Here is a 25,111-nt window from a genome sequence, read left to right on the forward strand (position 1 = left end):
CTACAACTCCAAATCCCAGTTCTGGCCGACCAGATCCTTGCCGAAGGAATGGTGGTGCTCCTCGTTGGTCAATTTAAAGCCCGCAGCCTCATAGATGTGGCGGGCGGCGGCGAGCACGTCGTTGGTCCACAGCGTCAGTGTCCTGTAACCCGTGGCGCGGCAAAAGCCGACACATTCCTCGGCCAGCCGCTTGCCGATGCCGAGGCCGCGCGCCGACGGCTCGACATAGAGCAGGCGCAACTTCGCCACCTCGTCCGACTGGCGCACGACGAAGACCGAGCCGACGACCTCCCCTTCCCGCTCGGCGATCCAGCTGCGTTCCCATTTCGGATCGAAGGATTTGACGAAGGCACCGAGGATTTCGGCGACCAGCGCTTCATAGGTTTCGTCCCAGCCATATTCCTGCGCGTAGAGCAGGCCCTGGCGATGGATGATCCAGCCGATGTCGCCGACTTGCAGAGGCCGCAGCATATAGGGAATTTTGGGCTCGGCGCTTCCGCCCAGCAGGCGCTGCACCGTCTGCATGGCCTTGACCAGCCTGTCCTGTTCGGCAACCGAAAGCCGGTCGAGCAAAGCTGCGACCTGGTCGTGCGAGCCCTGGTTCAGCGGTGCGAAGGCCTGCCGCCCGGCCTTGGTCAGCGCGATCGACGAGCGCCGCGCATCCGCTTCGATCGTGGCGCGCTCGACCAGATCACGCTCCTCGAACTTCTTCAGCAGCCGGCTGAGATAACCGGCATCGAGGCCGAGGTCGCGCCCAAGGTCCGTGGCGGTCAGGCCATCGCGATGCGCCAGCTCATAGAGCACCCGCGCCTCGGTCAGCGAGAAGGTGCTTTTCAGCAGCCCTTCGTCGAGCAGCCCGATCTGGCGGGTGTAGAAGCGGTTGAAGGCCCGCACCGCGTCGATCCGCTCCCTACCTGGGTGATGATGAATGGTCATGGCATCCTCCTCGGGGCAAGATCAGCGATTTAGTTGACTTAGTCAAGTATCCGTTTGAAGCAATTGTCCTGATTATGCCCGGCGGGCGCCTTGACTCGTGCGAGCTGCCAGCCTATTTCAGCGCCACGTTAGCACTCCCCCAAGATGAGTGCTAACCACATGTCCGGCGCCGCCGGACGGAGGAACTGTTCTCACCATTCTCATCGAGGAATAAAAAATGGCAAAGTCGAAGTTCCGCCCGCTTCATGACCGCGTGGTCGTTCGTCGGGTCGAATCCGAATCCAAGACCGCGGGCGGGATCATCATCCCCGATACGGCTAAGGAAAAGCCGCAGGAAGGCGAGATCATCGCCGTCGGTTCCGGCGCCCGCGACGAAGCCGGCAAGCTCGTCCCGCTGGACGTCAAGGCCGGCGACCGCATCCTGTTCGGCAAGTGGTCGGGCACCGAAGTCAAGCTCAATGGCGAGGACCTTCTGATCATGAAGGAATCCGACATCATGGGCATCATCGGCTGAATATCGGCATCACCCTCATTTAAATCTTCGGGCTCAATCCAAGCCCCTGCCAGGAGCTAAAAATGGCTGCCAAAGACGTAAAATTCTCCCGCGACGCTCGTGAGCGCATGCTGCGCGGCGTCAACATCCTCGCCGACGCGGTGAAGGTCACGCTCGGCCCCAAGGGCCGCAACGTCGTCATCGACAAGTCGTTCGGCGCACCGCGCATCACCAAGGACGGCGTCACCGTCGCCAAGGAAATCGAGCTTGAGGACAAGTTCGAAAACATGGGCGCGCAGATGGTCCGCGAAGTTGCTTCGAAGACCAACGACATCGCCGGCGACGGCACCACGACCGCGACCGTTCTGGCACAGTCGATCGTCCAGGAAGGCCACAAGGCGGTTGCCGCCGGCATGAACCCGATGGACCTCAAGCGCGGCATCGACCTCGCCGTCGCCGACGTCGTCGCGACGCTGATCAAGAACGCCAAGAAGATCAAGACCTCGGAAGAGGTTGCCCAGGTCGGCACCATCGCCGGCAATGGCGATGTTTCGGTCGGCTCGATGATCGCGGAAGCGATGCAGAAGGTCGGCAATGAAGGCGTCATCACCGTCGAGGAAGCCAAGACCGCCGAGACCGAGCTCGAAGTCGTCGAAGGCATGCAGTTCGACCGCGGCTACCTCTCGCCCTACTTCGTCACCAACGCCGAGAAGATGGTTGCGGATCTGGAAGACGCCTACATCCTTCTCCACGAGAAGAAGCTCTCCAACCTGCAGGCCATGCTGCCGATCCTCGAGGCTGTCGTGCAGACCTCGAAGCCGCTGGTCATCATCTCCGAAGACGTCGAAGGCGAGGCCCTGGCCACGCTGGTCGTCAACAAGCTGCGTGGCGGCCTGAAGATCGCTGCCGTCAAGGCGCCGGGCTTCGGCGATCGCCGCAAGGCCATGCTGGAAGACATCGCCATTCTCACCGGTGGCCAGGTCATCTCCGAAGACCTCGGCATCAAGCTCGAGAATGTCGGCCTGAACATGCTCGGCCGCGCCAAGAAGGTGTCGATCTCCAAGGAGAACACCACCATCGTCGACGGCGCCGGCAAGAAGGCCGAGATCCAGGGCCGCGTTGCCCAGATCAAGCAGCAGATCGAAGAGACCACTTCGGACTACGACAAGGAGAAGCTGCAGGAACGTCTGGCGAAGCTCGCCGGCGGCGTTGCGGTGATCCGCGTCGGCGGTGCGACGGAAGTCGAAGTCAAGGAAAAGAAGGACCGCGTCGATGACGCCCTCAACGCGACCCGCGCGGCCGTCGAAGAAGGCATCGTTGCTGGTGGTGGCGTCGCGCTGCTGCGCGCTTCGGCCAACATCAAGGCCACCGGCGTCAATGCCGACCAGGCCGCCGGCATCAACATCGTGCGTCGTGCGCTGCAGGCTCCGGCCCGCCAGATCGCGGCCAACGCCGGTGCGGAAGCATCGATCGTTGCCGGCAAGATCCTTGAGAACAAGGGCGCGACCTTCGGCTACAACGCCCAGACCGGCGAGTATGGCGACATGATCGCCATGGGTATCGTCGATCCGGTCAAGGTTGTCCGTACGGCTCTTCAGGACGCGGCCTCGGTCGCCGGCCTGCTGGTCACCACCGAAGCCATGATCGCGGAGGCTCCGAAGAAGGAGTCGGCTGGCGGCGGCATGCCTGGCGGCATGGGCGGCGGCGGCATGGGCGGCATGGGCGGCATGGATTTCTAATCCAGCTCTGGCAGCTTTCGCAACGAGAGGGCGGCATCAATGCCGCCCTCTTTTTTTGCGAACCTCGGTCCGATGAACGATCGACGCCAACGCCGGCCATCGGCGTTAGGGCAACCTCAAAAGAACTGTCGAGTTGGTTGCGCGCGGCTTTGCGTCATCAGAGGCGCAAGGCGGTCGCGTGTGAGGATTGCGCGCTCCCATAGGCGGTTTCGGCATGTGCCTCGCCTTCGACATCGACATTGCGGCCAAGCAGGAAATCGGCGGCTTTCGAGGCATGGCTTGCGGCGCGGAAGATGGCGCGGTTGTCCTCGCGCAAAACCGTCAGCCATGAGCCGATGTAGTCGGCATGGCGCACGCTCGGCTCGATGCCGAGACTGCTGCAGATGAAGGCTGATGCGATTTCGGCGACCAGTTCCTCGCGCGCATAGGTGTTGGACCCGAAGGAGCCGGACAGGTCGCGCGCGAGTCGCCTCGGGTGGCCGGTCCAGTGGCCAAGCTCGTGAAAGCAGGTCCGGTAATAGTCGATCTGGTGGAAGAAAGCCGGCTGCGGCGGCACCTGTATGGTGTCGCTGCCGGGCATGTAGAAGGCGCGCTCGCCGCCGATGCGAAAATCAGCGCCGGTTGCATGAATGAGCGCCTCGGCCTGCGGGACCATCTCGCGCTCAGGCAGAGGCTCGCCGGCGGCGTAAAGATGTTCGGGCAGATTATCGCACTGCGCGACATTGAAGACGGTGAAGCGCTTCAGGAAGGGCACCGCCTGCGGTTCGTCGCCATCGGTGTCGGCGCGTTGCTTTTCGTTCTTGGGAACAAAGCGGTCAGCGTGAACGATGGTGGTGCCGTGCTCGCCCTTCCTGACATTGCCGCCAAGCGAAAGCGCCTGCCGGAAGGTGAGCCAGTTCTGGCTGGGGAAACCGCGCTCGATGACCGCGCCCCACAGGATCAGGATATTGATGCCGGAATATCGGCGCTGGGTGGCCGCATTCCGCGGCAGGCCGAGGCCTGTCCTTGCCCTGCCCCACGGCTTGACCCATGGCACGGTGCCGCGCTCCAGTTCGGCAATGATGCGGTCGGTGATTTCCTGATAAAGGCTGGCGCCGGTGCGCCCGCCACTGTCTGCGCCAGCCTGTCGGCTGCCGCAACGTTTGTTGTTTGCACGCATCGTGATGTCCTCCGCTCTACAATCGCGCGCCCTCCCCGGAAGCGGGGTGGGCGGCAAAAGCGACCGGAAAGGCCCGCCGTCGGAGGCGGACTGCATCAGCAGGACCGGAACGGAGTGGAGGACCCGAAAGCGACAAGCGAAGGGTTGCGGGACGCCGCGGCGGGCCTAGAAGGGAGTGCTGCCCACCCTGCGCCAGGGGGAAGGCCACAATAGAAAGACGCCGGCCGACAGGCCGGCGACCGTCAGCAGCCGAAGGCTGCCCCGCGCCAGGGGGCGATGCCGCAGGGCCAAGACCGCCTGAGCTTGCCGAAGAAAAGCGGGCTCGGTTCACGAGCACCCGGCCAGCGACTTCAGGCGCGGGCGCTCAGGATTGTTGTTGGCGCCCACGGCAGCTGGATGACCGCAACAAGATTACGAGGAGCGACAGCAAAGCCAGCTGCCACAAACGGCACGCTCCGGCAACAACAGCGTGGCCGGTCTACAGATGCTGCCCCGCACGAGAGCCAGCACGCTTTGAGCGCGCATCGGCGATGCAAGCGTTGCAAGCTGGCCATGTCCACAAGGTCGGCGACCACTATATCGCCGACCACCAACGCGGGCGTACCGTCTAAGTGCAGACCTTTCGCGAGTGCGCGGACCGCGCATTTCATCTGCGATGGCCGGATCTTGCATTCCCGCTTGAGCTGCTCAACGTCAAGGCCTACACGCGCTGCGATCTTGAGAGTGACCCTTCAACTGGGGGAAATCATAAGGGCGCGGTGGAATTCGTCGAACTTTCCCTGTTTTCTCGAGGCGAGTGCGGCGAAGGCTGGGAATTGGGAATCCGGTCCCAGGACCGGGAACTGTTTGATCACAAGCTTCAGATTGGGTTCATGCTTGAAGGCTTTTTGGTAGTTGATATCAGCCAGTCTGCAATGCGGACAGTTGTGGTAGTCATTGAATATGACCAGAACGGCATCGCCTTGCGGGTTGCCGGCGATTGGCGAAGGAGATCGTTGTCGAATGCGCCGCTCCACTTTTGCCTGTCGGTCGACCACGCCTGCCGGTGCAGGTTCGCGCTATATTGGCTCGCCAGCAAGGCGAGGAGTAAAAGAAGAGCTGCGACAGTGATGGCAGTCGGCTTAGACATGAGTCTCCAATCCATGGACGGCGTGGCAGCAACGGCCGCCTTTTTGGTGTAAAATGGGTCAGTTTTGATCGTGCCCCGCAGTTGCTACAGGCGCACAGGTGCCGGTGCGATCTGGCGGTTTCTCAAATACGGCTTTGCGCCATCGGGTCCACCCCAATAGCTGAGCGTCGTTCGCACGGGGAATTGTGTTCACCACGCCGGGCGACTTGACCGTCCACCGCCAGAGCGCTGAACGGTCCGCTAGTGAGGCGCTCCCCGAATCGTCGTTTATCCCGCTCGCCCCGGACCGGGTGACAGCCAGCGTTGCCGCTACGCTGCGGAGAAAAACCGTCAGCGCGTGGCATTCGGACATAAGCTGATCGACGCCAAGAATAAGCCCCACGGAGGTGACCGGTGCGGCCGGAACAAGAAAGAGCGTTGCAGCCATTGTGACGAGGCCTGCACCGGTAATGCGGGTTGTTCCGTTCGAAGGGAACAATGCGACAAACAGCATGAGGATCCGGCAGCCGATCGGGAGATCAGTTTTCGTCGCTTGGGCGATGAAAAGGGCGGCGAGCATCATATTCGTGCCGTCCAGATTGAATGGAATGAGACCCACGACCGAATGCGTGGCGCCGGCCCTTTCCATCTTCTCCATGAGCGAGGCCAGCGCGGCCTCTGAGGAGGACATTGCGAGCAGCAGCTCGTCCTTGATGTATCGGACGAGAGAGAAGAGCGAGCGGCCGTTGTAGCGGCAGACCGCGCCGAACAGGACCGAGAGGAACAAGACTTGCAGGATGTCGCCTTCCGCGAAGGCATTGGCAATCGTTGACGGGATGATGTTCATCAGGAAGCTGGTCACGGACTGCTCGTGAGCCGTGGCCACATAGCCCTTAACGGCTTGGACATCGAGCGAGGCCGGATCGATGTTGAGGCCGGCGCCAGGCTGAACGATATTCGCGACAATCAGCCCGACAACAAAAGCGAGCGTCGAAAAGGTGAGAAAATAGACCATCGCCTTGGCGGCAACTCGGCCGACCTTCTGCAGATCGCTCATGCCGGCAATGCCGGTCGCCATTGTCAGGAAGATGACAGGTACGGTGATTATCTTGACGACATCGACGAAGGCATCGCCGAGCGGCTTCAGGCTGTGGCCGGTCTCCAAATGGAAATAGCCGATTGCGGCACCCAGGATTATGGCGGCAAGTACCTGCACGTAGGTCCGGGCAAAATGGCGCTTGCGGGGCGCTGCGATCGCGCGGGGAACTCTTGGAACCAACACCGTCTCTCTCCTTGACCGGATCGGGGTGGGGCTCCTCCCTCTCCCATGCAGTGCTCCGGTCGAACGCTGCGCCCACTTCGGCGCAAACGATGTGCCAAATAGCAAAGAGGGGAAAACGCGCAGGACCTCACGCAATGCTTGCGATTCGCTCTCCCACACTCGTGCAGTGGTTGCCTGTCGCAACTATGGAAGGGTCGATTCTTGGGAACTCCAAAGGCCGCTCTTTGCGTCGAGCAGCTTGGCTGCCTGGAAGGTTCCCTCTTTGCCTTGCGGTCTGCGAGCTGAGTCCAGATCGTCATCATTTGGCTGCGCGCCGCACGGGGCTCGAAAGATTCAATCGAGGACGGGTCCTCTTGGAAAACGGGGGCAGCGTTGGTCAAGCCCTTCCACCCTGCTGTCCCAATGGTGTTCAGAAGCTCAGTTCACGATCAAGCGATGGATCAGCGTCATCTGGCGTTTGCGCCATCGCGGCGGCGTTGCAACGGGTCTGCCAAAGATGAGAAGGCCGCGAGGCAGGGTCCGAGACCTAGACTCCAACCTCATAGCGCGCTCGGCTCGCGTTCGGAAGGTTCGAACCGCAGCACGATCAGGTGGCGACACCGTTGGTCGGAACCGGAACCCGACGAATGATCGTTCGTGACCGACATCTGTGAACAAGCAGTATGTGTCATTGCAATCACCACCCGTTGCGCGGAAATGCCCATATGGCCGTGAATGAACTGGATTTGGTGATTTTCCAGATGGCGGTGGAAAGCGTCCGCTTGCTCTCTTCAAGCTTTGATGAGAAGGCGGCTGAGATAGCCACGAGGAGCCGTGGTAGCCTTCTTTTTGACGTGCGGGTGGACGGTGACCTGGAGGTCCAGCGAGTCGCAGCCATTGGATATCCAGGCGACAAGATCGGTGTGGTGGCATTGGACCGAGAGGGCCTTGTTAGCTGTTGTTGCCTAGTCAATGGCACCTTCTCACCTTTCATTGCACCGTTGGAGAACTGGACCAGCATGCCCCTTTCGATGCAGGCCCAGATCGATGTCACAGGCTATGCGAGGCTCCTTCTGGCCGCCTTGCGAAATGCTGGACATATGCTGGACAGGTAGCATCGCGATGATGTCTGTGATGAGATGGTGCAAACGGCTGGATGAGGCGATCGCTTGCTGGCAGCTTTGGCAACAAAGCGATCGGTGAGTTCGCAATGCTGGAACACGTCCTTTAGACTCTGCAGTTAAGTTAGCGGACTACCATCTGACGAATGCCCTCTGACAGTCTGCATGGCGCGGCATGCCCTCTTAGGAATGCAGCCGTGGTTCTACACCATCGGCTGTTTTTGTGTCGAAGGCGACGGGCACGCCATGAACGAAGGAAGCGGCCGCCAACAGTTCCTCCAACTCGCGGTCGGTGGCCTTGCATGCCGGCATTAGTGTTCGGATGGCGCGGATCGCCTGCGCCATGGAGAGAAAGCGGACCCTTCCCCTGGAAAGGACATAGGCTTCTGCGGCTTTTTCGACGGTGACGGTGTGAAACGAATTGGTCATGACGAATTCCTCCCTGAACCCTGACCAACCCGACTTATGGCACGAATTCGACCGCCTTCAAGCCTATGTCCGATTGCGGACAATAGCTGCGATTCGTTCAAAACCGCTGATGCTTTTGGGCGACCTGGTGAGGGGCAAGGAGACGTCGGCTGAACCCGTTTCAACCGACATGCTTCAGGCAGCGGCCAGGCCGAAATAACGCTGCTCCTCCTTGTCATAAGCGCCATGTGTGAGCTTTATCAATCCGGCACGGTCGATGATCGTGATCTCGCCGCGCTTGGCGTGCACCAGTCCTCGATACTCAAGCATTTGCAGGGCCGTGGTGACCCCGGGCGGTGGGCGCGAGCATGGTCGCCAGAAATTCATGCGTCGGGAGGATCTTATCTCCTTCCGCACGGTCGTGGACCATCAGCTGCCAGCGGGCCAGCCGTTCTTCGATCTTGGAGTGGCCATTGACCAGTGCCGTCCGGCATGATTGGACGAGGAACGCGTGGGCATAATCCAGCACTGAGGTGCGAAGCGACGGGCTAATCGCAGGGCGAAGGTTTTCAACCGGCAGGCGCCAGGTAGTGCTTTCCTTTCCGAGAATGACGGCAATTCCTTTCATCCCGTCATAGCCGACAATGCCGACTTCACCTTGCCGCCCGCCGGTCATGGTGGCGACCACCGACGCGATGCCCCTCTCGGGAAAATATACGTTCTTGATCGGCTGATGCGCGACCTCCAACTGGTCCTTGATGCCCGGTTCGACGTGATGCAGCGATGGTCGCAAAAGCGCGAAGTCCTGCGGGGTGAGGGCTTCAGCACCTGGTCGCGAAAGAGGGATCGGGCAAGGCTCTCTTCCAACGGGGCAAGAGCGCGTACGTCTTACTGTCGGCTGCACCGAAGTAAATGCCGGCCGATGCCAAAGCATAGGCTTCGAAACGCGCGATTGCAAAGCCCTGTCGGGGCAGTGCAGTCATGCTAGAAGTCGCGCCGCCTACGATAGGCAGCGGATGACATGATTCCCTTCTGCGGCGGCCACCAAGAACGGCTCGGGCACGCTTTAATCGTTCATACACAAGCTCGCAGGAATGTAAGCAGCGGAACAATCGGGTGATTCGTACCGCCCTGCCCTTTCAGAGATCAAGTCATTGGACGTCAATTCGGCTGGAACGCCTCGTCGAACGGCCCAGGAAAATGCAGCCGGATGAGCAATGGTGGTTCACCTTATGTGCGGTCCCGGATATGCGGTCCGGCGGCTCATCTCCCAATAGCTTGTCGATGGGGAAGTGGAACTCGTCATGTCGCCGCGAACCGTCACCGCGCTAGCGGGGCTCTTTTGAAGACGCCGGTGTTTTTCTTTGTGGAACTGAATCTGTGAGGTGATTGATGCATGAATCAAACATTTGCGTATTTCCGCTGCATCGGCGACGTATATTGGTCGAAAGTATCGCCCAGGCCCTCGAGACCAAGAACGGCGAGGCGGCGAGTGCGTTCTGGCGCTGTGCTGCCAAGAAAATGCTCATTCAATTGTCCGATGTAGGAATTGCGCCAGAGCTCGCTGCGCAGGAGGTTGGAAGCCTTCTTCATGCGGTCTTGGACGACATGGCCAACCGAACGGTAATGCACAAAGCATAGGCTCGGGCGCTGTTGGACCGCGCGTCAGCTCGGGTCCTTATCAGGGGACTGCTCCGACTGGCCGACGGTCCGGCCAAACCGGCATACCGGCAAAGGTTTGAGGTTGCGATCGCTCACGGCGGCCGGTCCAATATTCTAAGACGACCTCAGAAGCCACGTTGGCTTCTTTGGACGAAGCGGAGGGGCGCCATTTTGGCGTGCTCACGCTGGACTGCGGGTTGCGCCTACGGAAATCCAAAGTCCGGCCGCGCGAGCCAATCGACCGGAACAGTCGAAAGCTCGTGGGGGCGGGTCCGCTCACCCTCACGGCGGCGGTGGCGGCCGTGAGCAGACTTAACTCAAGTCACGGCTGAGCATCCGCAGGCGCTATGCCGATTGGATGAGAACTGGTTGCCACAACACCGGCCCGTTGAGGCGTCCCCTCCAGCGGATGCGCAAGAGACTGGCGTAGGAAATATCGAGGAAGCCGGCGACTGCCTCGGTGTTGCCGACCTGCTTGGGCTGTCCGATACGTGACAACGGCCAGGTGGCGAGACGAAGGATCCTTTCGATGCGCGTATCTGTCACCGTTACGATCCCGGAGAGATTGTTGGCCAAGCCGAATTCGATGATCCCCGCGAAGAGCTCGTAGGTTGCTTGGGCCAGGCCGCCAGCTGCCTTCGGCGCTGTCGCAGGGAGATCGAGCGCGAAACGACTACTCTCCCAGATATCGGCACTCGCAGGGACCACCATCTCATCCAGCAGCGTCGGAAACGTATCGCGCAACATTGTCGGTCCGGTGGTCGGCAAAAGGCGGACGCAGCCGCAAGTTCGCCAATCGGACCCCTTGAGAAGCAGGTAGACGGGGTTCAGGCTGTCAAACGGGTCCGTTTCCATTTCGCCTTCGGTCTGCACTTCCCAATCGAGCCGCTTCTTGAAAACCCGATACCTAAGTCCGTGCATTTCCTTGAGTTCGCTCGCAAACTCGGCGTAGCAGTCGGGTGTTATCAGCTGCATCATTGTCGTCTCCGTGCGGGATGTGTCCACGCAATCGAAGGGCAAAGCCGTCATGAATGCAGCCTGTAGACCTTTACAGCTAGACTTGGAGAGGATCAGGATCTCGCCCGAGCAGCCATCCGCACTACGGCCTGGTTGATGGTTCGCACGCCAAGCTTCGCCTTGGCGTTTTCCTGATGGAAGGTCACGGTGCGTTTCGAGACACCGAGAATCTGGCTGATATCCCAGGCCGACTTGCCGCACGCCGCCCATTTCAGGCACTCGAACTCCCGCCGGGTGAGCGTTATGCCATCTACCACGCAATCTTCGGCGAGCCTGCGCCGGGCATGGATATGAACGTTGATCGCAACCAGTTGCATTGCTTTTTCGTAGCGCGTCAGCGACCTCAGAAATGGCGGATGCGCCTCGTTGGAGGCGAAGGTCAGTGCGGCGAACCGGCCGCGATGATCATGCATCGACATGGTCAGTCCGCCGCGAATGCCGAACTCAGCTGCTTTTTCCAGGACTTCCTGCTGAGAGGTCGGCAAATAACGGTGATCGCGGTCCACACCCCAGTCGAAGGTATCCCAGCCCCGCAGTCCCCGCAGGATCACGGGATCCACGCTGTGGTAGCGCTGTTGCAGGTAATGTGATGTCCATGATGATGGATAATTCGAGATCAATCGCGGCCTGTCGCCGGAAGCGGATGGGTAGGTGAAATAAGCGAAGAGCGGAAAGTCGAACCCGGCTGCGGCGGACGCCATTGCCTCATGGAGATCGACGGCATCGACGCTTGCAGAGAGTTGCTCGACCAAGGTTTCAAATACGCGATGCATCTGCGCTTAGCGTACCTCGCGGAGGTTGCTGGAAGCCGACGGAGACGTGGTTCTAAATGATGGCCTGTCCCTGCAGGGCATACGACGCGCCGCCGTCATCACCGCAATTGCTGTGCTGCTTCCGATTGGAGAGAGCTCCGCCCACCTGACCAACTACCGATGGGTGATATTGCGACGTTATCGATGAGCCGCGTGTCGCCAAGCCAAGCCGCAGCAAGCAAGCGTGCCGGTCGGTCAAGGCTTGCTAACGATTGCAGGTCTGTTTCTCCGCGAAGCTCCAGGTATTCGAGCTCGCGATAGCCGGCAGCCAGAATTGCTGCACGCGCTTCATCAAGCGTAGGCAGGATGGGGGAGCCGCGTGCAAGCCGCTCGGCCGTATCGAGCAGGACCGATGCTAGTTTTGGGGCAATGGCGCGTTGGGCTGGGGAGAGCCGCACGTTACGCGACGATAGCGCAAGACCATCGGCTTCGCGGACTGTCGGACAGGGCACAATAGTGATCGGAATGTCGAGATCCCGGACCAAGCGCCTGACAAGCTGAAGTTGCTGAAAATCCTTTTCGCCAAAAAAGGCGAAGTCAGCGCCGGCCTGCAGGAAGAGCTTGGCCACGACCGTCGCCACGCCATTGAAATGGCCGGGCCGGAATGCGCCGCAAAGGCATTCGCTGATGCCGGACACTGAAACGGCCGTGGCGAAGCCCACCTGGTACATTTCCTCTGTGTCCGGCACATAGAGCAGATGCGTGCCCAGCAGAGCGAGCTTGGCAGCATCGTCGCTTTCCGTCCGAGGGTAGGCAATCAGGTCGGCGGGGCTGTTGAACTGCTTGGGGTTTACGAACAGCGTCACGATCACCCGCTCGGCCCTTTCGAGCGCCTTCCGCACGAGGCTCAGATGCCCGTCGTGCAAGGCTCCCATGGTCGGCACAATACCGATCGTGGCACCCGAGCGACGCCATTGCGCAACGACGCCGCGCAGCTCGCTCACGGTTCGAGCGATCGGCACGCTCATGTGAAGTCACCGGCCTTCAAGGCGTTGACATAGAGATGTTCGACCGCCGGAAAGTGCCGGTTCCGCACATCGGTGGCGTAAGCGGCGATTGCCGCCTCAGCCTGCTCACCGAGCTCGGCATAGCGTTTGACGAACTTCGGCCGAAATGAGGTGAAGAGCCCGAGCATATCGTGGCTCACCAGAATCTGGCCGTCGCAAGCTGGCGAGGCACCGATGCCGATTGTGGGTATGTCGATATCGGCGGTTATCTGCCGTGCAAGCTGCTCCGGTATCTTTTCCAGCACCAAGGAGAAGGCGCCCGCTTCGGTTACCGCCCTGGCGTCGCGCCTGATCCGCTCTGCATCGGCTCCCCGGCCCTGCACACGATAGCCTCCAAACGTGTTTACCGCCTGCGGCGTCAGGCCCACATGGGCCATGACAGGTACGCCGCGCGCGGTAAGGAAGCGGATGGTTTCCGAGATGGTCTCGCCGCCCTCGATCTTTACCGCTGAACAACCGGTCTCACCCATCACGCGCGCAGCGTTGCCGAAAGCGTGCTCTGGGCTTTCCTCGTAGGAACCGAAGGGCAGGTCGACGACCATCAGCGCGTGTTCAAGGCCGCGGCGAACGGCCTGTCCGTGCATGATCATCATGTCGAGCGTGACCCCCAGCGTCGACGACAGGCCGTGCAGCACCATGCCGACGCTGTCGCCGACAAGAACGATGTCGCAGTGGCGATCGAGCAGCCTCGCGACCGGCGTGGTGTAGGCCGTCAAGCATACAAGTGGCGTCTGGCCTTTTCGCGATCGAATATCTGGAGGAGTCATCCCTTTTATCTCACCAGCCGCGCTCAACCGAGGCCCCTTCCCTTACGTTACCAACAGCGGGTGTCGCGTTTGGCATATTTTTGTGCGACTGCGAAGAGCTAAAAACAGCGCTTGAGTACTCCGGTGTTGACGTGCTGGCTTCCAAGGTTACATTCAATCGATTAAGGCGCTCCGTTGGGCCAACCCGCTTTCGCAAACATGGATCCTCAGACAAGAAGAACCAAGAAAGGCAAAGCCGCCGTCAAAGCTGACGAAGCCAAAGTGGACCTGACTGCCGTCGTGGTCGCCGTAAACGACAGTGAGCCCTGTGTCCTCACAGTCGGTCATGCGGACACCCTCCCTTCTGGACCTTTTGCCCTTGAGCATCGATCACTGCAGTCGGGTTTGAGGGGGTGGGTGGAGCAGCAGACCGGCCATGCACTTGGATACATCGAGCAACTCTACACCTTCGCCGATCGCGATCGCATCGGCACTGAGCGCCACCAGCGCGTCATCTCAATCAGCTATCTCGCATTGACCAGGAAGGAACAGGCAACGAACTCGGCCGCGTGCGGCTGGCAAAGTTGGTACGAATATTTTCCCTGGGAGGACCACCGCTTCGGCACGCCGCCTGTGCTGCTCGATAGATTGCGGCCCCGCCTGATTGAGTGGGCCGGCGGCGCCAGCGAGCCGACCACTCAACGCGAGCGCCGGCAGCGCGCTGCGATAGCCTTCGGCTTCGACGACCGCCATTGGAACGAGGAACTCACGCTCCAACGCTACGAGTTGCTCTATGAAGCTGCTCTGATTGAGGAGGCCGGTGGCGGCAGGGACGCGATTGCGGCCGCGGCTGGCAAACCAATGGTCGCTGACCACCGTCGTATTCTGGCAACCGGGATCGCGCGGCTGCGTTCGAAGATCAAATACCGGCCGGTCGTGTTCGAGCTTATGCGGCCTTCCTTCACGCTGCTGCAACTGCAGCGAACCGTGGAAGCTTTGGCTGGCAGGCTGATCAACAAGCCGAACTTCCGGAGATTGGTCGAGCAGCAGGAACTTGTTGAGGAGACCGGGGAGACCTCCCTCGACACGGGCGGCCGACCGGCGAAGCTTTATCGCTTCCGGCATGCCGTCCTCGACGACAGGGCTATCGCCGGGACAAAATTACCGCTGGCGCGGGCTTGACATACTTATAGTCAAGGTAGATATATTCCCTTATTGTCAAACCGAATATAATCGAGGCGCCAATGACTGGGGCGTTACCTATGGCTGCGTCCCTGTATGAGCGTGTCCGGCGGGTGATCCCACCCGTTGAATGGCCCGCGTTCGCCGGCGATATTGAAGCCATCTTAGCGCTGAAGCGTGAGCGCAATGCGGTGGTGCTGGCGCACAATTACCAGACGCCCGAAATTTTTCATTGCGTGGCAGACATCGTCGGCGACAGCCTGGCGTTGGCCCACAAGGCGGTGACGGTCGACGCCGACATCATCGTGGTTGCCGGCGTTCATTTCATGGCCGAGACGGCAAAACTGCTCAATCCGAACAAGACCGTGCTCATCCCGGATCTCCGCGCCGGCTGCTCGCTGGCCGAATCGATCACGGCAAACGACGTGCGGCTAATGCGGCTGCGGTATCCGGGGGTCCCCGTTGTTACTTACGTCAACACTTCCGCCGCCGTAAAAGCGGAGTCCGACATCTGCTGCACGTCCGGCAACGCCAAGGCGGTGGTGGAATCGCTTGGCGTGGCGCGTGTGCTGATGCTCCCGGACGAATATCTGGCGAGGAACGTGGCAGCCGATACAGACGTCGAGATCATCGCCTGGAAAGGCCATTGCGAGGTGCATGAGCGCTTCACCGCAGCAGACATCCGGGAACTGCGCGATGCCCATCCAGGCGTCATCGTGCTGGCCCATCCAGAATGCCCACCAGACGTTGTCGCGGAGGCGGAGTTCTCCGGCTCGACCGCGGCGATGTCGGATTATGTCGAGCGTGAGAAACCGACGCGTGTCGTCCTTCTGACCGAATGTTCGATGAGCGACAACGTCGCGGTCGCGCATCCCGACGTCGAGTTCGTTCGCCCATGCAATCTGTGCCCGCACATGAAGCGCATCAACCTGGCCAACATTCGCGCCGCACTCGAGCAGAACCGGCATGAGGTCCGGATTGATCCCGAAATTGCCGGCCCCGCCCGCCGCGCGGTCGAGCGCATGCTTTCCCTATGAGTCTGGAGGTTCGCGACATCGCCGGGGCGCCGGTCGTCATCGGCGGCGGCATTGCCGGCCTGATGACGGCGCTTCATCTGGCGCCGGAACCGGTCGTGCTTTTGACCAACGCGCCGCTTGGAACCGGAGCCTGCAGTGAACTTGCCCAGGGCGGTCTTGCGGCAAGTCTCGGGGGCGACGACGGCCCAGATTTTCACCTTTGCGACACGATAGCTGCCGGCGACGGACTCTGCGATGAGGCCACGGTGCGGCGAGTGGTACGAGCTGCACCCGAAGCGATTAGGACGATCCAAAGGTTCGGCGTCGACTTCGACCAGCACCCTGACCGCGCGTTGCGACTTGGGCTCGAGGCGGCACACTCGCGACGGCGAATTGTGCATGCAGCCGGCGACGCCACCGGTCGCGAGTTGGTGCGCGCGCTCGTCGCCGCGGTTCGGCGTACAGCCTCGATCACCATTATCGAAAATGTGGAGGTCCGCCGGCTGGTCGTGCAGGACGGGTCGGTCATCGCCGTGGTCGCAGCAGGACGAGCCGGCGCGCTCGCTCTGCCCACGCGTCGCGCGGTGCTGGCGACCGGCGGCGTCGGCGGGCTGTTTTGCGACACGACAAACCCCGCTGGCTCATGGGGTCACGGGCTGGCGCTCGCCGCATGGGCGGGGGCGGAACTCGCCGACTTGGAATTCATACAGTTCCATCCAACTGCGCTCGACGGTCCGCGCCGGCCGATGCCGCTGGTGAGCGAAGCCGTGCGTGGCGAAGGCGCGGTGCTCATCGATGAGCGAGGAGAGCGCTTCCTCGCCGACACACCTGGCGGTGAACTTGCGCCTCGCGACGTCGTAGCGCGCGCCATTTGGCACCAGCTTGCCGTTGGACGCCGCGTATTCCTGGACGCACGGCAAAGTCTCGGCCCGAGATTTGGCAAGCGTTTTCCAGGCATCGCCGAATTGTGCCGGAGCGCAGGAATCGACCCCGCGACCGACCTGATCCCGGTGCGCCCGGCGGCACATTATCACATGGGCGGCGTCGCCGTAGACAGCGCCGGCCGCAGCTCCATCGAGGGATTGTGGGCCTGCGGTGAGGTGGCCTGTACCGGCCTGCACGGCGCCAACCGCCTGGCCAGCAACTCGCTCACCGAAGCGGCGGTCACCGCGAGCTGGGTTGCCGAAAGCGTTGCCGGCACGTCGTATACCCGGCGACCGCGCAGATGCTCCACATTCGTCCCTCCACGACCAGACGCTTCCGTGGTCCGCCCGATTGTCTCCGCCGCCCTGGGTATCATCCGCGACGGCGAGGCAATGCGCGAAGCGGTGGCGACCCTGCTGCCGATCGCAGCCAATAGTGTCGCTGCCTCTGGTCCGGCTTTGGTCTCACTGATGATCGCCGCGGCGGCCCTGAGGCGGGAAGAGAGTCGAGGCGCGCACTGTCGGTCCGATTTCCCGCTCCACGATGCCAACGTGCGTCCATCACGGCTGACACTGCACAGCGCAATGCGGGCCGCGGCCGCACTCGATTGCCGGGCTACCATACGGAGCACTTGATATGACTTCATTCTCCCCCCTCCCCGCGACCCTGATCGAACCGATTGTGCGCGTTGCGCTCCTCGAAGACCTGGGCAGATCCGGCGACCTGACCACCGATGCGGTTATCCCGTATGATTGCACTGCCACGTTGGTGCTCAAAGCGAGGCAGGCGGGCGTCGTTGCCGGGCTCGATCTGGTCTCGTATGCCTTCCTTCTCGTGGAACCGGCGATCAACATCCAGATCTGGCGCCCTGATGGCAGCGAGGTTGGGGCCGGGGAAACCATTGCAAGATTGTCCGGACCCGCACGAGGCCTGCTCACGGCCGAACGCACGGCCCTCAATTTCTTATGCCGGCTGAGCGGCATTGCCACTGCCACAGCGGCCATGGTTGAGGCCGTGCGCGGTCACAAGGCGAGGATTGTATCGACGCGAAAGACGACGCCCGGGCTGCGGGCATTGGAGAAATACGCCGTGCGCGTCGGCGGCGGTGCCAATCACCGGTTCGGCCTCGATGACGGCGTGCTCATAAAGGACAACCACATCGCGATCGCCGGCGATATCCGCACAGCAATAGAGCGGGCGCGCGCCGCAGCAGGGCATATGGTGAAGGTCGAGGTCGAGGTCGACACGCTGAAGCAGCTCGATGCAGCGCTCGCGATTGGTGTTGACGCGGTGCTGCTCGACAATATGTCGGTCGAGGATCTTGCCCGTGCGGTTTCTATAGTGGATGGCCGTACGATCACCGAGGCGTCCGGTCGGGTGATGCCGAAAACGGCGGCGGCGATTGCGGCGACCGGTGTCGATCTCATCTCCATGGGTTGGCTGACGCACAGCGCCCCGATCCTCGACATCGGCCTGGACATGCCGGACCACCAGAACATCTGCAAGCACTTGAACTGAGGATTACGGCGTGAGGAGCAACATCAGCTCGGCAGGCGTAGGAGGTGCTGGAAAGACGTGCCGCAGCTCGCCTTTAGCGAGTGCGCCCCAAAGCCAAGAAGGCGTACCGGACTAGCAAACAAAGGTTTGACGATGACGATTGGAATGAACTCGGAGTTCGACGTGAACCAGACCATGCAATCGGTCGATGGAACGCCTCCGCGATGGAACCGCAAAGAGGCCGAGGCCATCTACGGCATGCCATTCAACGATCTGCTGTTCCTAGCTCAGACGATCCACCGCCAGAACTTCGATCGAAACCGAGTGCAGCTGTCGCGGCTCCTTAGCATCAAGACCGGCGGGTGCCCCGAAGATTGCGGCTATTGCAGCCAGTCTGCGCATTACGAAACCGGTGTGAAGGCGTCGAAGCTGGTGGACGTCAAGCATGTCATCGACGAAGCGGCCATGGCGCGTGATGGCGGCGCAACGCGCTATTGCATGGGCGCGGCGTGGCGAAGTCCCAAGGAGCGCGACATGGAGGTTGTGGTCGCCATGATTGAGGGCGTCAAGGCCCTCGGCATGGAGACCTGCATGACGCTCGGCATGCTCGATCTTGAGCAAGCTGCTCGCCTGAAGCAGGCCGGTCTCGACTACTATAACCACAACATCGATACCTCTGAGCGCTACTATGGCGAGGTTATTTCAACCAGGACTTTTGCCGACCGGCTGGAAACGCTTGGGCACGTGCGCGCGGTTGGGATGAAAGTCTGCTGCGGCGGCATTGTCGGGATGGGAGAAGAAAAGACCGATCGCATCGACATGCTGGTCACGCTCGCGAACCTGCCCGAGCCGCCGGAAAGCGTGCCGATCAACATGCTTATTCCCATCGAAGGCACGCCGCTTGCCGCGGCCGACGCCATCGATCCGATCGATTTCGTCCGCATCGTTGCGCTCGCGCGGGTGATGATGCCGAAATCCTATGTAAGGCTGTCCGCCGGCAGGACGGCGATGAGCGACGAAACGCAGGCGCTGTGCTTCTTTGCCGGGGCCAATTCGATCTTTGTCGGCGACACGCTGCTGACGGCGGGAAATCCCGGCGAGGACAAGGATACCCTTCTGTTCCGGCGCCTCGGCATTGAGCCTATGGAACTCGCCACGCAATGAAGGAGGCAATTCTTGCCCGCTATGACGCAACCTTGCGGGGACTGGGGCGCAAGGACCGGTTGCGGACGCTCGCACCGCGCGCCGGGCTCGACTTCTCGTCGAACGACTATATCGGACTTGCCGCCTCCAAAAGACTGGGCGATGCGGTTTCGACGGCGATTGCGCGGGGCACGCCAGTGGGCGCCACCGGATCGCGGCTGTTGCGCGGCAATGCACCGGAACATGAGCAACTGGAGGCGGACGCAGCGGCATTTTTCGGAGCCGAGCGTGCACTGTTCTTCGGCAGCGGCTATATCGCCAACTTCGCTCTGCTGACGGCCCTGCCGCAGAAAGGCGACCTGCTGGTCCTCGACGAGCTCGCTCATGCCAGCATGCATGAGGGTGCCCAGGCCGGGCGCGCTGAGTTCAAGCTGGCCGCGCACAACGACGTCGACGCTGTCGAGGACGCAATCACCCGCTGGCGCGCCGAAGGCGGCATGGGGCGGGTGTGGATCGCCTTCGAAAGCCTTTACAGCATGGATGGCGACCGTGCGCCGATGGAGAGCCTGGTCGCGCTGGCTGATCGGTACCAGGCATTCATCGTCGTCGATGAAGCGCATGCCACCGGCGTCTGGGGACCGGACGGCCGGGGACTGGCCGCCGCGTATGAAGGCCGCGACAACATCGTCACGCTCCACACATGCGGCAAGGCGCTTGGCGCATCCGGCGCGCTCGTTACCGGACCGCGAACACTGTGCGACTATCTTATCAACCGGTGCCGGCCATTCATCTATGCGACCGCACCATCGCCGCTGATGGCAGTCGCGGCACGTGAGGCGCTGACTATTCTGTCTGACGAGCCTATGCGTCGTGCTCAGTTGCACGAGCGTGTCGCTTTCGCGAGCCGGCAATTGGCCGAACGCTGCGGCGTGATGCCCAGCGGTTCGCAGATCCAGCCGCTTGTGATCGGCGATAACAGCCGCACCATGGCGGTGGCGGCAGGACTGCAGGCACGCGGCTTCGACATACGCGGCATTCGCCCGCCGACAGTGCCTGAGGGTACGTCGCGCCTGCGCATTTCGCTGACTCTCAACGTCGACGAAGCCGACATTTCCGCCATGGTCGAGGCTCTCGTCGGAGTGTTGGCCACAGCATGACCAAACGCATCGTCGTCACCGGAACAGACACTGGAATTGGCAAGACAGTGTTTTCGGCCGGACTTGCCGGGCTGCTCGACGGCTTCTACTGGAAGCCGGTGCAATCGGGCCTCAACGAGGAGACCGACAGCGAGGTCGTCGCCCGGCTTTCCGGCTTGCCCGACGGACGCGTGCTGCCCGAAGTCTATCGACTGACGATGCCGCTGTCGCCGCATCGATCAGCCGAAATCGACGGCGTCGCGATCGAGGCCGACGATCTTTCATTTCCGGTCCTGCCGACACCGCTCGTCATCGAAGGCGCCGGCGGGCTGATGGTGCCGCTCAATCGACAGACAAGGTTCATTGACATATTCGAACAATGGCGGCTGCCGGTCATACTGTGCGCCCGCACCGCGCTTGGCACCATCAATCATACGCTGTTGTCGATCGAGGCCCTGAGAGCCCGCTCCATCCCGCTCATCGGCATTGCCTTCATTGGCGAAGAGGTGGCCGATACACAAAGGACAATCGTGGAATTCGGCGGCGTGCCGCAGCTGGGCAGGCTGCCGCACCTCGGTCCGCTGACGGGTGAAACGTTGAGAGATGCAATGATTTCCGGCTTCGACCTGGCCATGATTGCCGGAGGCGACTGATGGCGGAGTCTCGAGTCTGGCATCCGTTCACGCAGCACGCGCTAGAGCCCTCGGTCCCTGAAATCGTGCTGACTGAAGGCGCCTATCTCCACAAGGCCGACGGCTTCCGCATCCTCGATGCGATTTCTTCCTGGTGGGTCGTCACCCATGGCCATCGCCACCCCCGCATCATGAAGGCCATCGAGACGACCGCGTCGAGCCTCGACCAGATCATCTTCGCGGGCTTCACCCACGAGCCGGCCGAACGGCTGGCCGAGGCGCTTATCGGCATCGCACCCGCCGGCCTCGACCGGGTGTTCTATTCCGACAGTGGCTCGACCTCAGTCGAAGTCGCGCTGAAGATGGCGCTCGGCTATTTCCGCAACATCGGCGCGCCGCGTTCGCGCATCGCCGTCATGGAGCACAGCTATCATGGCGACACGATCGGGGCGATGAGCGTCGGCGCCCGCGGCGTCTTCAACGCCGCCTATGATCCTTTGCTGTTCGAGGTCGACGCCATCCCCTTCCCGGCCGCCGGGCGCGAGCAGGAAACGCTGGATCGGTTCGAGGCCGTTAGCCGCGACCGGCGCGCAGCCGCGCTGATCGTCGAGCCGCTGGTGCTTGGCGCCGGCGGCATGCTGATGTATCCGGCCTGGGTTCTTGCCGAATTGAAGAGGATCGCCGAAGCCTCCGGCACGCTGCTGATCGCCGATGAAGTGATGACCGGCTGGGGGCGCACCGGAACCATGTTTGCCTGCGAACAGGCGTCCGTCTCGCCCGACATCTTGTGCACCTCGAAAGGTCTGACCGGTGGTACCATCCCGCTGGCCGCCACGATCGCCACCGATGCCATCTTCCACGCTCACTTTTCGGAGGATCGCAAGAAGACGTTTTTCCATTCGAGCTCCTACACCGCCAATCCGATCGCCTGCGCGGCAGCACTTGCCAATGTCGAGATCTGGCGTGACGAGCCGGTGGCCGAGCGGATCGCGGTCTTGAGCGCGAGGCAGGCCGCCGGGCTGCAACGCTTCCGGGTCAATCCATATTTCACCGACTGCCGGACAACCGGCACCATCGCGGCACTCGACCTACGCACCGGCTCAGCCGGTTATCTGGCCGAGATCGGGCCAAAACTGCGCGCTTTTTTCCTTGAGCGGGGGCTACTTGTGCGCCCGCTCGGCAATGTCCTCTATCTTCTACCGCCCTATTGCATCACCAGCGACGAATTGGGCGGGCTCTATGACGCGATAGAGGAGGCCGGCGAACGCTTCGGCTCGCGGCCATGAACCTATCGTCGCGCGTTCTCGGCTTCGGCCATCATGCGCCGGCGCGCAAGGTCGAGAACCCGGAAATCGAAGACCGGCTCGGGCTTGAGCCCGGCTGGATCGAGCGGCGCACCGGAATTCGCTCGCGCTTCTGGGCAACAGACGAAGACACGCTGTCGGGCCTTGCCGCCTCTGCGGGCGACATGGCGCTGACCAATGCCGGTATCGACCGCGGCGACGTCGGTCTACTCTTGCTCGCCACGTCGACGCCCGATCACCTTCTGCCGCCAAGCGCGCCGCTGGTCGCACATCGGCTGGGGCTAGGCCGCGCCGGAGCGATCGACCTGACCGGCGCCTGCGCCGGCTTCATCTATGCGCTGATGTTCGCCGACGGGTTCACCCGCCTGCACGGCAAAGCGAGCCTTGTCATCGCCGCCAACATCCTCAGCCACCGCATCAATTTGGCCGAGCGCGCCAGCGCCGTGCTGTTTGCCGATGCCGCCGGCGCCATGGTGATCAGTCCTTGCGATGACCCGGATCGAGGCATTCTCGGCGCTTCGGTGGATTCCGACGGCTCGCGCTACGGGCTAATCCAGATTCCCGCCGGGGGAAGCAACACTCCGTTCCATGCCGACCTCGACCTCGCGCAGACACGGATGACGATCACTGACGGCCGTGAAGTATTCAGCAAGGCCGTGGAGATGATGACCGCCTGCTCGAGAGATGCGCTCACTGCTGCCCGACTGAGGCCGCAAGACCTCGATCGTTTCGTGCCGCATCAGGCCAATGCGCGCATTTTCGACGCGGTCGGCAGGAACCTCGGCATCGCTGATCACTCGATCGTCAAGACGATCGCCGAATATGGCAACTCTTCCGCCGCGACGATCCCGCTCTCATTGTCGCTGGCCCATCGGGCGCAGCCGTTTCGGCCTGGCGAGAAAGTCCTCTTGGCGGCAGCGGGTGCGGGTCTCAGCGGCGGCGCGCTTGTGGTGGGAATTTAGCAAAGCAATGCTTGCGCACAGGACTGCTCATGAATGAGACTATGAGAATGGCTCAATACGTAAATAGTCGCCGGCAAGCTCCATAGAGCTGGGTTCCGTGCGGTGCTCCGCGATGTCTAAGTATCGACCCGCTTGCTCAAATCGCAGCGCTCATCGAAGGCCAGCAATACCTCATGCAGAGCGAAAATCCTCAACCGCCCGTTTCAAAGACGCTCGCCCCATTTCGAAACAAGGTGTTTCGCTCAATTTGGGCGGCCACCCAGATTTCCAGCCTCGGTTGGCTAGTGCAAACGGTCGCCATCAGTTGGCTTATGGCAACGATTTCAGCGTCCGACCTCATGGTGGCACTCGTCCAGGCCGCATCCACATTGCCGGTGTTCTTCCTCTCAGTTTTCGCCGGAGCCATTGCCGACAACTTCAGCCGCCGGTGGGTGATGTTTGCGGGACACTGCCTGATAGCATCGGCGTCGACGACGCTGATGATTTCTGTGGGTCTGGGATTTGTCAGTCCTTGGCTGATTCTCGGGTTAGGTTTCCTGGCCGGCTGCGGCTTTGCCTTGAATGATCCGGCTTGGCACGCTTCGGTCGGCGATATCCTTCACAAACGCGACATTCCGGCCGCAGTGACGCTTATGTCCGTCGGATACAACATTGTGCGCAGCGTTGGTCCGGCCTTGGGGGGCGTGATCCTGGCCGTCTTTGGGCCGCTGGCCGCTTTCGCCTTGGCTGCGGTGAGTGATCTGGCGCCCATAAGCGCGATATGGCGCACCAAATGGGAGGTCCGCTCTTCGCCTCTCCCTCGTGAGAGAATGACGACGGCAATTCATGACGGAGTGCGCTTTACGGCGATGTCTTTGGAGATCAGGGCAGCGACCGCCCGAGCCGCTCTTTTCGGATTGGCAAGCATCTCCATTCTGGCGTTGCTCCCCCTCGTCGTCCGGGATCAGTTGAAGAGTGGGCCAATTGTCTACGGTATCTTATTGGCCGGCTTCGGCATGGGTGCTTTCATCGCGGGCATGGGCAACGGCTTCTTGAGGAAGGTCACGTCTCAAAACAGGCTGGTGGCCTTCGCCTCTGTGGCTTGTGCAGTCTGTTGCCTCTCCCTTGCCCTTACATCGTCGGTTCCTGTGGCGGCCATTTCGCTGGCGCTCGGCGGAGCGGGTTGGCTTATCACCTGGACGGGCATTGACGTGTCGGTGCAGTTGGCAAGCCCAAGGTGGGTTGTAGGCCGCACGCTCTCCATTTACTACGCCTTGAGCGCAGGCGGTATGGCTGCTGGCAGCTGGATCTGGGGTTCTGTCGCGCAAAACTATTCCTTGACCTCAGCATTGGAGGGCGCCGCAGGCGCTCTGTTGCTGGTTGCAGCAGCGGGGATCGTGTTGCCGGTCCGTCCCTGGGAAGAAACCGATCAAGAAAGTTCAGTTTTTCATCCGCCGGACGTGGCTCTCGATCTGAAACCCAGAAGTGGCCCTATCGTGGCCAAGGTCGAGTATTTGATATCGGAGGAAAATATCGAGGCCTTTCTGGGCTCCATGCGCACGCGGCGACACGTCCAGAGCCGTGCCGGTGCACGAAACTGGACGCTCCAGCGAAATCTGCAAACACCGTCACTTTGGACGGAGACATTCCGCACCCCCACCTGGATGGACTTTCTCCGCCTAAATCATCGACTCACCGCAGCAGATAAGGAAGTCGCCCAGCATCTCCTGTCACTGCATGAAGGAGAGGTGCCTCCGCAGACAGTGCTTTCGATTGAACGGACGACCGAGGCAATTCGTACCCGTACCTCGACAATCTTTTCTCGTCCTCCAAGATGACGCCATCAAGCTGCTGTCCAGGGACAGGG

24 protein-coding genes and 1 pseudogene are annotated in these 25,111 nt (G+C 61.5%); 14 read left to right on the forward strand and 11 right to left on the reverse strand.

Annotated features, from left to right (window positions below; all coding sequences use genetic code 11):
• The gene (locus tag E5W70_RS02790) at positions 1–936 is read right to left on the reverse strand and encodes a helix-turn-helix domain-containing GNAT family N-acetyltransferase (protein WP_292653935.1); all 936 of its coding nucleotides are present in this window, start codon (positions 934–936) and stop codon (positions 1–3) included.
• A 217-nt stretch (positions 937–1,153) separates the two neighbouring features.
• Here E5W70_RS02790 and groES point away from each other — a divergent pair, with 217 nt between their 5' ends.
• Both groES and groL read left to right on the forward strand, forming a co-directional pair.
• Positions 1,154–1,450: a co-chaperone GroES gene (gene groES, locus E5W70_RS02795; RefSeq protein WP_006203049.1), complete on the forward strand. Its 297-nt coding sequence runs from the start codon at positions 1,154–1,156 to the stop codon at positions 1,448–1,450.
• Positions 1,451–1,512: 62 nt separating this feature from the next.
• Entirely contained in the window at positions 1,513–3,168 is a 1,656-nt protein-coding gene (gene groL / locus E5W70_RS02800; RefSeq protein ID WP_292653936.1) for a chaperonin GroEL, read from the forward strand.
• Positions 3,169–3,325: 157 nt separating this feature from the next.
• On the opposite strand, the gene E5W70_RS02805 is transcribed toward groL, so the two are convergent.
• The 3 genes and pseudogenes from E5W70_RS02805 to E5W70_RS02815 all read right to left on the reverse strand — a co-directional run.
• Complete coding sequence (locus E5W70_RS02805) at positions 3,326–4,327, reverse strand: zincin-like metallopeptidase domain-containing protein (protein ID WP_127309909.1); 1,002 nt, start codon at positions 4,325–4,327, stop codon at positions 3,326–3,328.
• Between the two features lie 731 nt (positions 4,328–5,058).
• Positions 5,059–5,364, reverse strand: coding sequence for a thioredoxin domain-containing protein (locus E5W70_RS33050; protein WP_126057771.1), 306 nt, complete (start codon positions 5,362–5,364; stop codon positions 5,059–5,061).
• 378 nt (positions 5,365–5,742) lie between these two features.
• Positions 5,743–6,714, reverse strand: a pseudogene (locus E5W70_RS02815) (cation:dicarboxylase symporter family transporter); the annotation flags it as partial.
• Between the two features lie 707 nt (positions 6,715–7,421).
• Between E5W70_RS02815 and E5W70_RS02820 the strand changes: the two are divergent.
• The gene (locus E5W70_RS02820; protein WP_024505560.1) at positions 7,422–7,811 is read left to right on the forward strand and encodes a hypothetical protein; all 390 of its coding nucleotides are present in this window, start codon (positions 7,422–7,424) and stop codon (positions 7,809–7,811) included.
• A gap of 189 nt (positions 7,812–8,000) precedes the next feature.
• Here E5W70_RS02820 and E5W70_RS02825 read toward each other — a convergent pair whose 3' ends face one another.
• From E5W70_RS02825 to E5W70_RS02835, 3 genes are all read right to left on the reverse strand, one after another.
• Positions 8,001–8,246, reverse strand: a complete 246-nt coding sequence (locus E5W70_RS02825) for a hypothetical protein (protein ID WP_063169243.1) — start codon at positions 8,244–8,246, stop codon at positions 8,001–8,003.
• A 174-nt stretch (positions 8,247–8,420) separates the two neighbouring features.
• Positions 8,421–8,555, reverse strand: coding sequence for a hypothetical protein (locus E5W70_RS02830; protein ID WP_256754986.1), 135 nt, complete (start codon positions 8,553–8,555; stop codon positions 8,421–8,423).
• Positions 8,548–9,018 carry a hypothetical protein gene (locus E5W70_RS02835; protein WP_245454734.1) on the reverse strand — a complete coding sequence of 157 codons (471 nt, stop codon included), beginning with the start codon at positions 9,016–9,018 and terminating at the stop codon, positions 8,548–8,550. Before E5W70_RS02835 ends, E5W70_RS02830 begins: the two co-directional genes overlap by 8 nt.
• A gap of 599 nt (positions 9,019–9,617) precedes the next feature.
• Here E5W70_RS02835 and E5W70_RS02840 point away from each other — a divergent pair.
• A complete protein-coding gene (locus tag E5W70_RS02840) occupies positions 9,618–9,866 on the forward strand; it encodes a DUF6074 family protein (RefSeq protein ID WP_063169245.1) in 249 nt (82 codons plus the stop codon).
• 366 nt (positions 9,867–10,232) lie between these two features.
• On the opposite strand, the gene E5W70_RS02845 is transcribed toward E5W70_RS02840, so the two are convergent.
• From E5W70_RS02845 to panB, 4 genes are all read right to left on the reverse strand, one after another.
• Positions 10,233–10,865 carry an acyl-homoserine-lactone synthase gene (locus E5W70_RS02845; RefSeq protein ID WP_126057769.1) on the reverse strand — a complete coding sequence of 211 codons (633 nt, stop codon included), beginning with the start codon at positions 10,863–10,865 and terminating at the stop codon, positions 10,233–10,235.
• Between the two features lie 92 nt (positions 10,866–10,957).
• Complete coding sequence (locus E5W70_RS02850) at positions 10,958–11,677, reverse strand: LuxR family transcriptional regulator (protein WP_126057768.1); 720 nt, start codon at positions 11,675–11,677, stop codon at positions 10,958–10,960.
• Positions 11,678–11,775: 98 nt separating this feature from the next.
• Positions 11,776–12,684 (reverse strand): pantoate--beta-alanine ligase, encoded by a 909-nt coding sequence (gene panC, locus E5W70_RS02855; RefSeq protein ID WP_024505565.1) that lies wholly within the window; start codon positions 12,682–12,684, stop codon positions 11,776–11,778.
• Positions 12,681–13,517 (reverse strand): 3-methyl-2-oxobutanoate hydroxymethyltransferase, encoded by an 837-nt coding sequence (gene panB, locus E5W70_RS02860; protein ID WP_126063927.1) that lies wholly within the window; start codon positions 13,515–13,517, stop codon positions 12,681–12,683. Before panB ends, panC begins: the two co-directional genes overlap by 4 nt.
• A 171-nt stretch (positions 13,518–13,688) precedes the next feature.
• Here panB and E5W70_RS02865 point away from each other — a divergent pair, with 171 nt between their 5' ends.
• The 10 genes from E5W70_RS02865 (at position 13,689) to E5W70_RS02910 (ending at position 25,082) form a co-directional block, all read left to right on the forward strand.
• A complete protein-coding gene (locus E5W70_RS02865; protein WP_024505567.1) occupies positions 13,689–14,651 on the forward strand; it encodes a membrane protein in 963 nt (320 codons plus the stop codon).
• 62 nt (positions 14,652–14,713) lie between these two features.
• On the forward strand, positions 14,714–15,688 hold the full coding sequence (nadA, locus tag E5W70_RS02870; protein WP_095486074.1) for a quinolinate synthase NadA: 975 nt from the start codon (positions 14,714–14,716) through the stop codon (positions 15,686–15,688).
• Complete coding sequence (locus E5W70_RS02875) at positions 15,685–17,226, forward strand: L-aspartate oxidase (RefSeq protein ID WP_024505569.1); 1,542 nt, start codon at positions 15,685–15,687, stop codon at positions 17,224–17,226. Before nadA ends, E5W70_RS02875 begins: the two co-directional genes overlap by 4 nt.
• A gap of 1 nt (position 17,227) precedes the next feature.
• Complete coding sequence (nadC, locus tag E5W70_RS02880; RefSeq protein ID WP_024505570.1) at positions 17,228–18,109, forward strand: carboxylating nicotinate-nucleotide diphosphorylase; 882 nt, start codon at positions 17,228–17,230, stop codon at positions 18,107–18,109.
• Positions 18,110–18,283: 174 nt separating this feature from the next.
• On the forward strand, positions 18,284–19,252 hold the full coding sequence (gene bioB, locus E5W70_RS02885) for a biotin synthase BioB (protein WP_245454882.1): 969 nt from the start codon (positions 18,284–18,286) through the stop codon (positions 19,250–19,252).
• A complete protein-coding gene (locus tag E5W70_RS02890) occupies positions 19,249–20,388 on the forward strand; it encodes an 8-amino-7-oxononanoate synthase (protein ID WP_024505572.1) in 1,140 nt (379 codons plus the stop codon). The genes bioB and E5W70_RS02890 overlap by 4 nt, the downstream gene beginning before the upstream one ends.
• Positions 20,385–21,020, forward strand: coding sequence for a dethiobiotin synthase (gene bioD, locus E5W70_RS02895; RefSeq protein ID WP_063169254.1), 636 nt, complete (start codon positions 20,385–20,387; stop codon positions 21,018–21,020). Before E5W70_RS02890 ends, bioD begins: the two co-directional genes overlap by 4 nt.
• A complete protein-coding gene (locus E5W70_RS02900; protein WP_126080683.1) occupies positions 21,020–22,285 on the forward strand; it encodes an adenosylmethionine--8-amino-7-oxononanoate transaminase in 1,266 nt (421 codons plus the stop codon). Before bioD ends, E5W70_RS02900 begins: the two co-directional genes overlap by 1 nt.
• The gene (locus E5W70_RS02905; RefSeq protein ID WP_126063924.1) at positions 22,282–23,265 is read left to right on the forward strand and encodes a beta-ketoacyl-ACP synthase III; all 984 of its coding nucleotides are present in this window, start codon (positions 22,282–22,284) and stop codon (positions 23,263–23,265) included. The genes E5W70_RS02900 and E5W70_RS02905 overlap by 4 nt, the downstream gene beginning before the upstream one ends.
• A 173-nt stretch (positions 23,266–23,438) precedes the next feature.
• Positions 23,439–25,082, forward strand: a complete 1,644-nt coding sequence (locus E5W70_RS02910) for an MFS transporter (protein WP_024505576.1) — start codon at positions 23,439–23,441, stop codon at positions 25,080–25,082.
• Positions 25,083–25,111 lie beyond the last annotated feature (29 nt).

Origin of the sequence: Mesorhizobium sp. (assembly GCF_005063415.1) — a bacterium.
GTDB lineage: Bacteria > Pseudomonadota > Alphaproteobacteria > Rhizobiales > Rhizobiaceae > Mesorhizobium.

What these genes read in the sequence shown, in the direction of transcription:
- E5W70_RS02830 (WP_256754986.1), bottom strand. Translation starts at nt 8,555, where the DNA reads ATGCTTGAGTATCGAGGACTGGTGCACGCCAAGCGCGGCGAGATCACG.
- nadC (WP_024505570.1), top strand. Translation starts at nt 17,228, where the DNA reads ATGACTTCATTCTCCCCCCTCCCCGCGACCCTGATCGAACCGATTGTG.
- E5W70_RS02840 (WP_063169245.1), top strand. Translation starts at nt 9,618, where the DNA reads ATGCATGAATCAAACATTTGCGTATTTCCGCTGCATCGGCGACGTATA.
- E5W70_RS02845 (WP_126057769.1), bottom strand. Translation starts at nt 10,865, where the DNA reads ATGATGCAGCTGATAACACCCGACTGCTACGCCGAGTTTGCGAGCGAA.
- E5W70_RS02865 (WP_024505567.1), top strand. Translation starts at nt 13,689, where the DNA reads ATGGATCCTCAGACAAGAAGAACCAAGAAAGGCAAAGCCGCCGTCAAA.
- E5W70_RS02905 (WP_126063924.1), top strand. Translation starts at nt 22,282, where the DNA reads ATGAACCTATCGTCGCGCGTTCTCGGCTTCGGCCATCATGCGCCGGCG.
- E5W70_RS02820 (WP_024505560.1), top strand. Translation starts at nt 7,422, where the DNA reads ATGGCCGTGAATGAACTGGATTTGGTGATTTTCCAGATGGCGGTGGAA.
- E5W70_RS02805 (WP_127309909.1), bottom strand. Translation starts at nt 4,327, where the DNA reads ATGCGTGCAAACAACAAACGTTGCGGCAGCCGACAGGCTGGCGCAGAC.
- nadA (WP_095486074.1), top strand. Translation starts at nt 14,714, where the DNA reads ATGACTGGGGCGTTACCTATGGCTGCGTCCCTGTATGAGCGTGTCCGG.
- panC (WP_024505565.1), bottom strand. Translation starts at nt 12,684, where the DNA reads ATGAGCGTGCCGATCGCTCGAACCGTGAGCGAGCTGCGCGGCGTCGTT.
- bioD (WP_063169254.1), top strand. Translation starts at nt 20,385, where the DNA reads ATGACCAAACGCATCGTCGTCACCGGAACAGACACTGGAATTGGCAAG.
- E5W70_RS02825 (WP_063169243.1), bottom strand. Translation starts at nt 8,246, where the DNA reads ATGACCAATTCGTTTCACACCGTCACCGTCGAAAAAGCCGCAGAAGCC.
- E5W70_RS02890 (WP_024505572.1), top strand. Translation starts at nt 19,249, where the DNA reads ATGAAGGAGGCAATTCTTGCCCGCTATGACGCAACCTTGCGGGGACTG.
- E5W70_RS02790 (WP_292653935.1), bottom strand. Translation starts at nt 936, where the DNA reads ATGACCATTCATCATCACCCAGGTAGGGAGCGGATCGACGCGGTGCGG.
- E5W70_RS02850 (WP_126057768.1), bottom strand. Translation starts at nt 11,677, where the DNA reads ATGCATCGCGTATTTGAAACCTTGGTCGAGCAACTCTCTGCAAGCGTC.
- E5W70_RS02900 (WP_126080683.1), top strand. Translation starts at nt 21,020, where the DNA reads ATGGCGGAGTCTCGAGTCTGGCATCCGTTCACGCAGCACGCGCTAGAG.
- bioB (WP_245454882.1), top strand. Translation starts at nt 18,284, where the DNA reads ATGCAATCGGTCGATGGAACGCCTCCGCGATGGAACCGCAAAGAGGCC.
- groL (WP_292653936.1), top strand. Translation starts at nt 1,513, where the DNA reads ATGGCTGCCAAAGACGTAAAATTCTCCCGCGACGCTCGTGAGCGCATG.
- groES (WP_006203049.1), top strand. Translation starts at nt 1,154, where the DNA reads ATGGCAAAGTCGAAGTTCCGCCCGCTTCATGACCGCGTGGTCGTTCGT.
- E5W70_RS02875 (WP_024505569.1), top strand. Translation starts at nt 15,685, where the DNA reads ATGAGTCTGGAGGTTCGCGACATCGCCGGGGCGCCGGTCGTCATCGGC.
- E5W70_RS02910 (WP_024505576.1), top strand. Translation starts at nt 23,439, where the DNA reads ATGCAGAGCGAAAATCCTCAACCGCCCGTTTCAAAGACGCTCGCCCCA.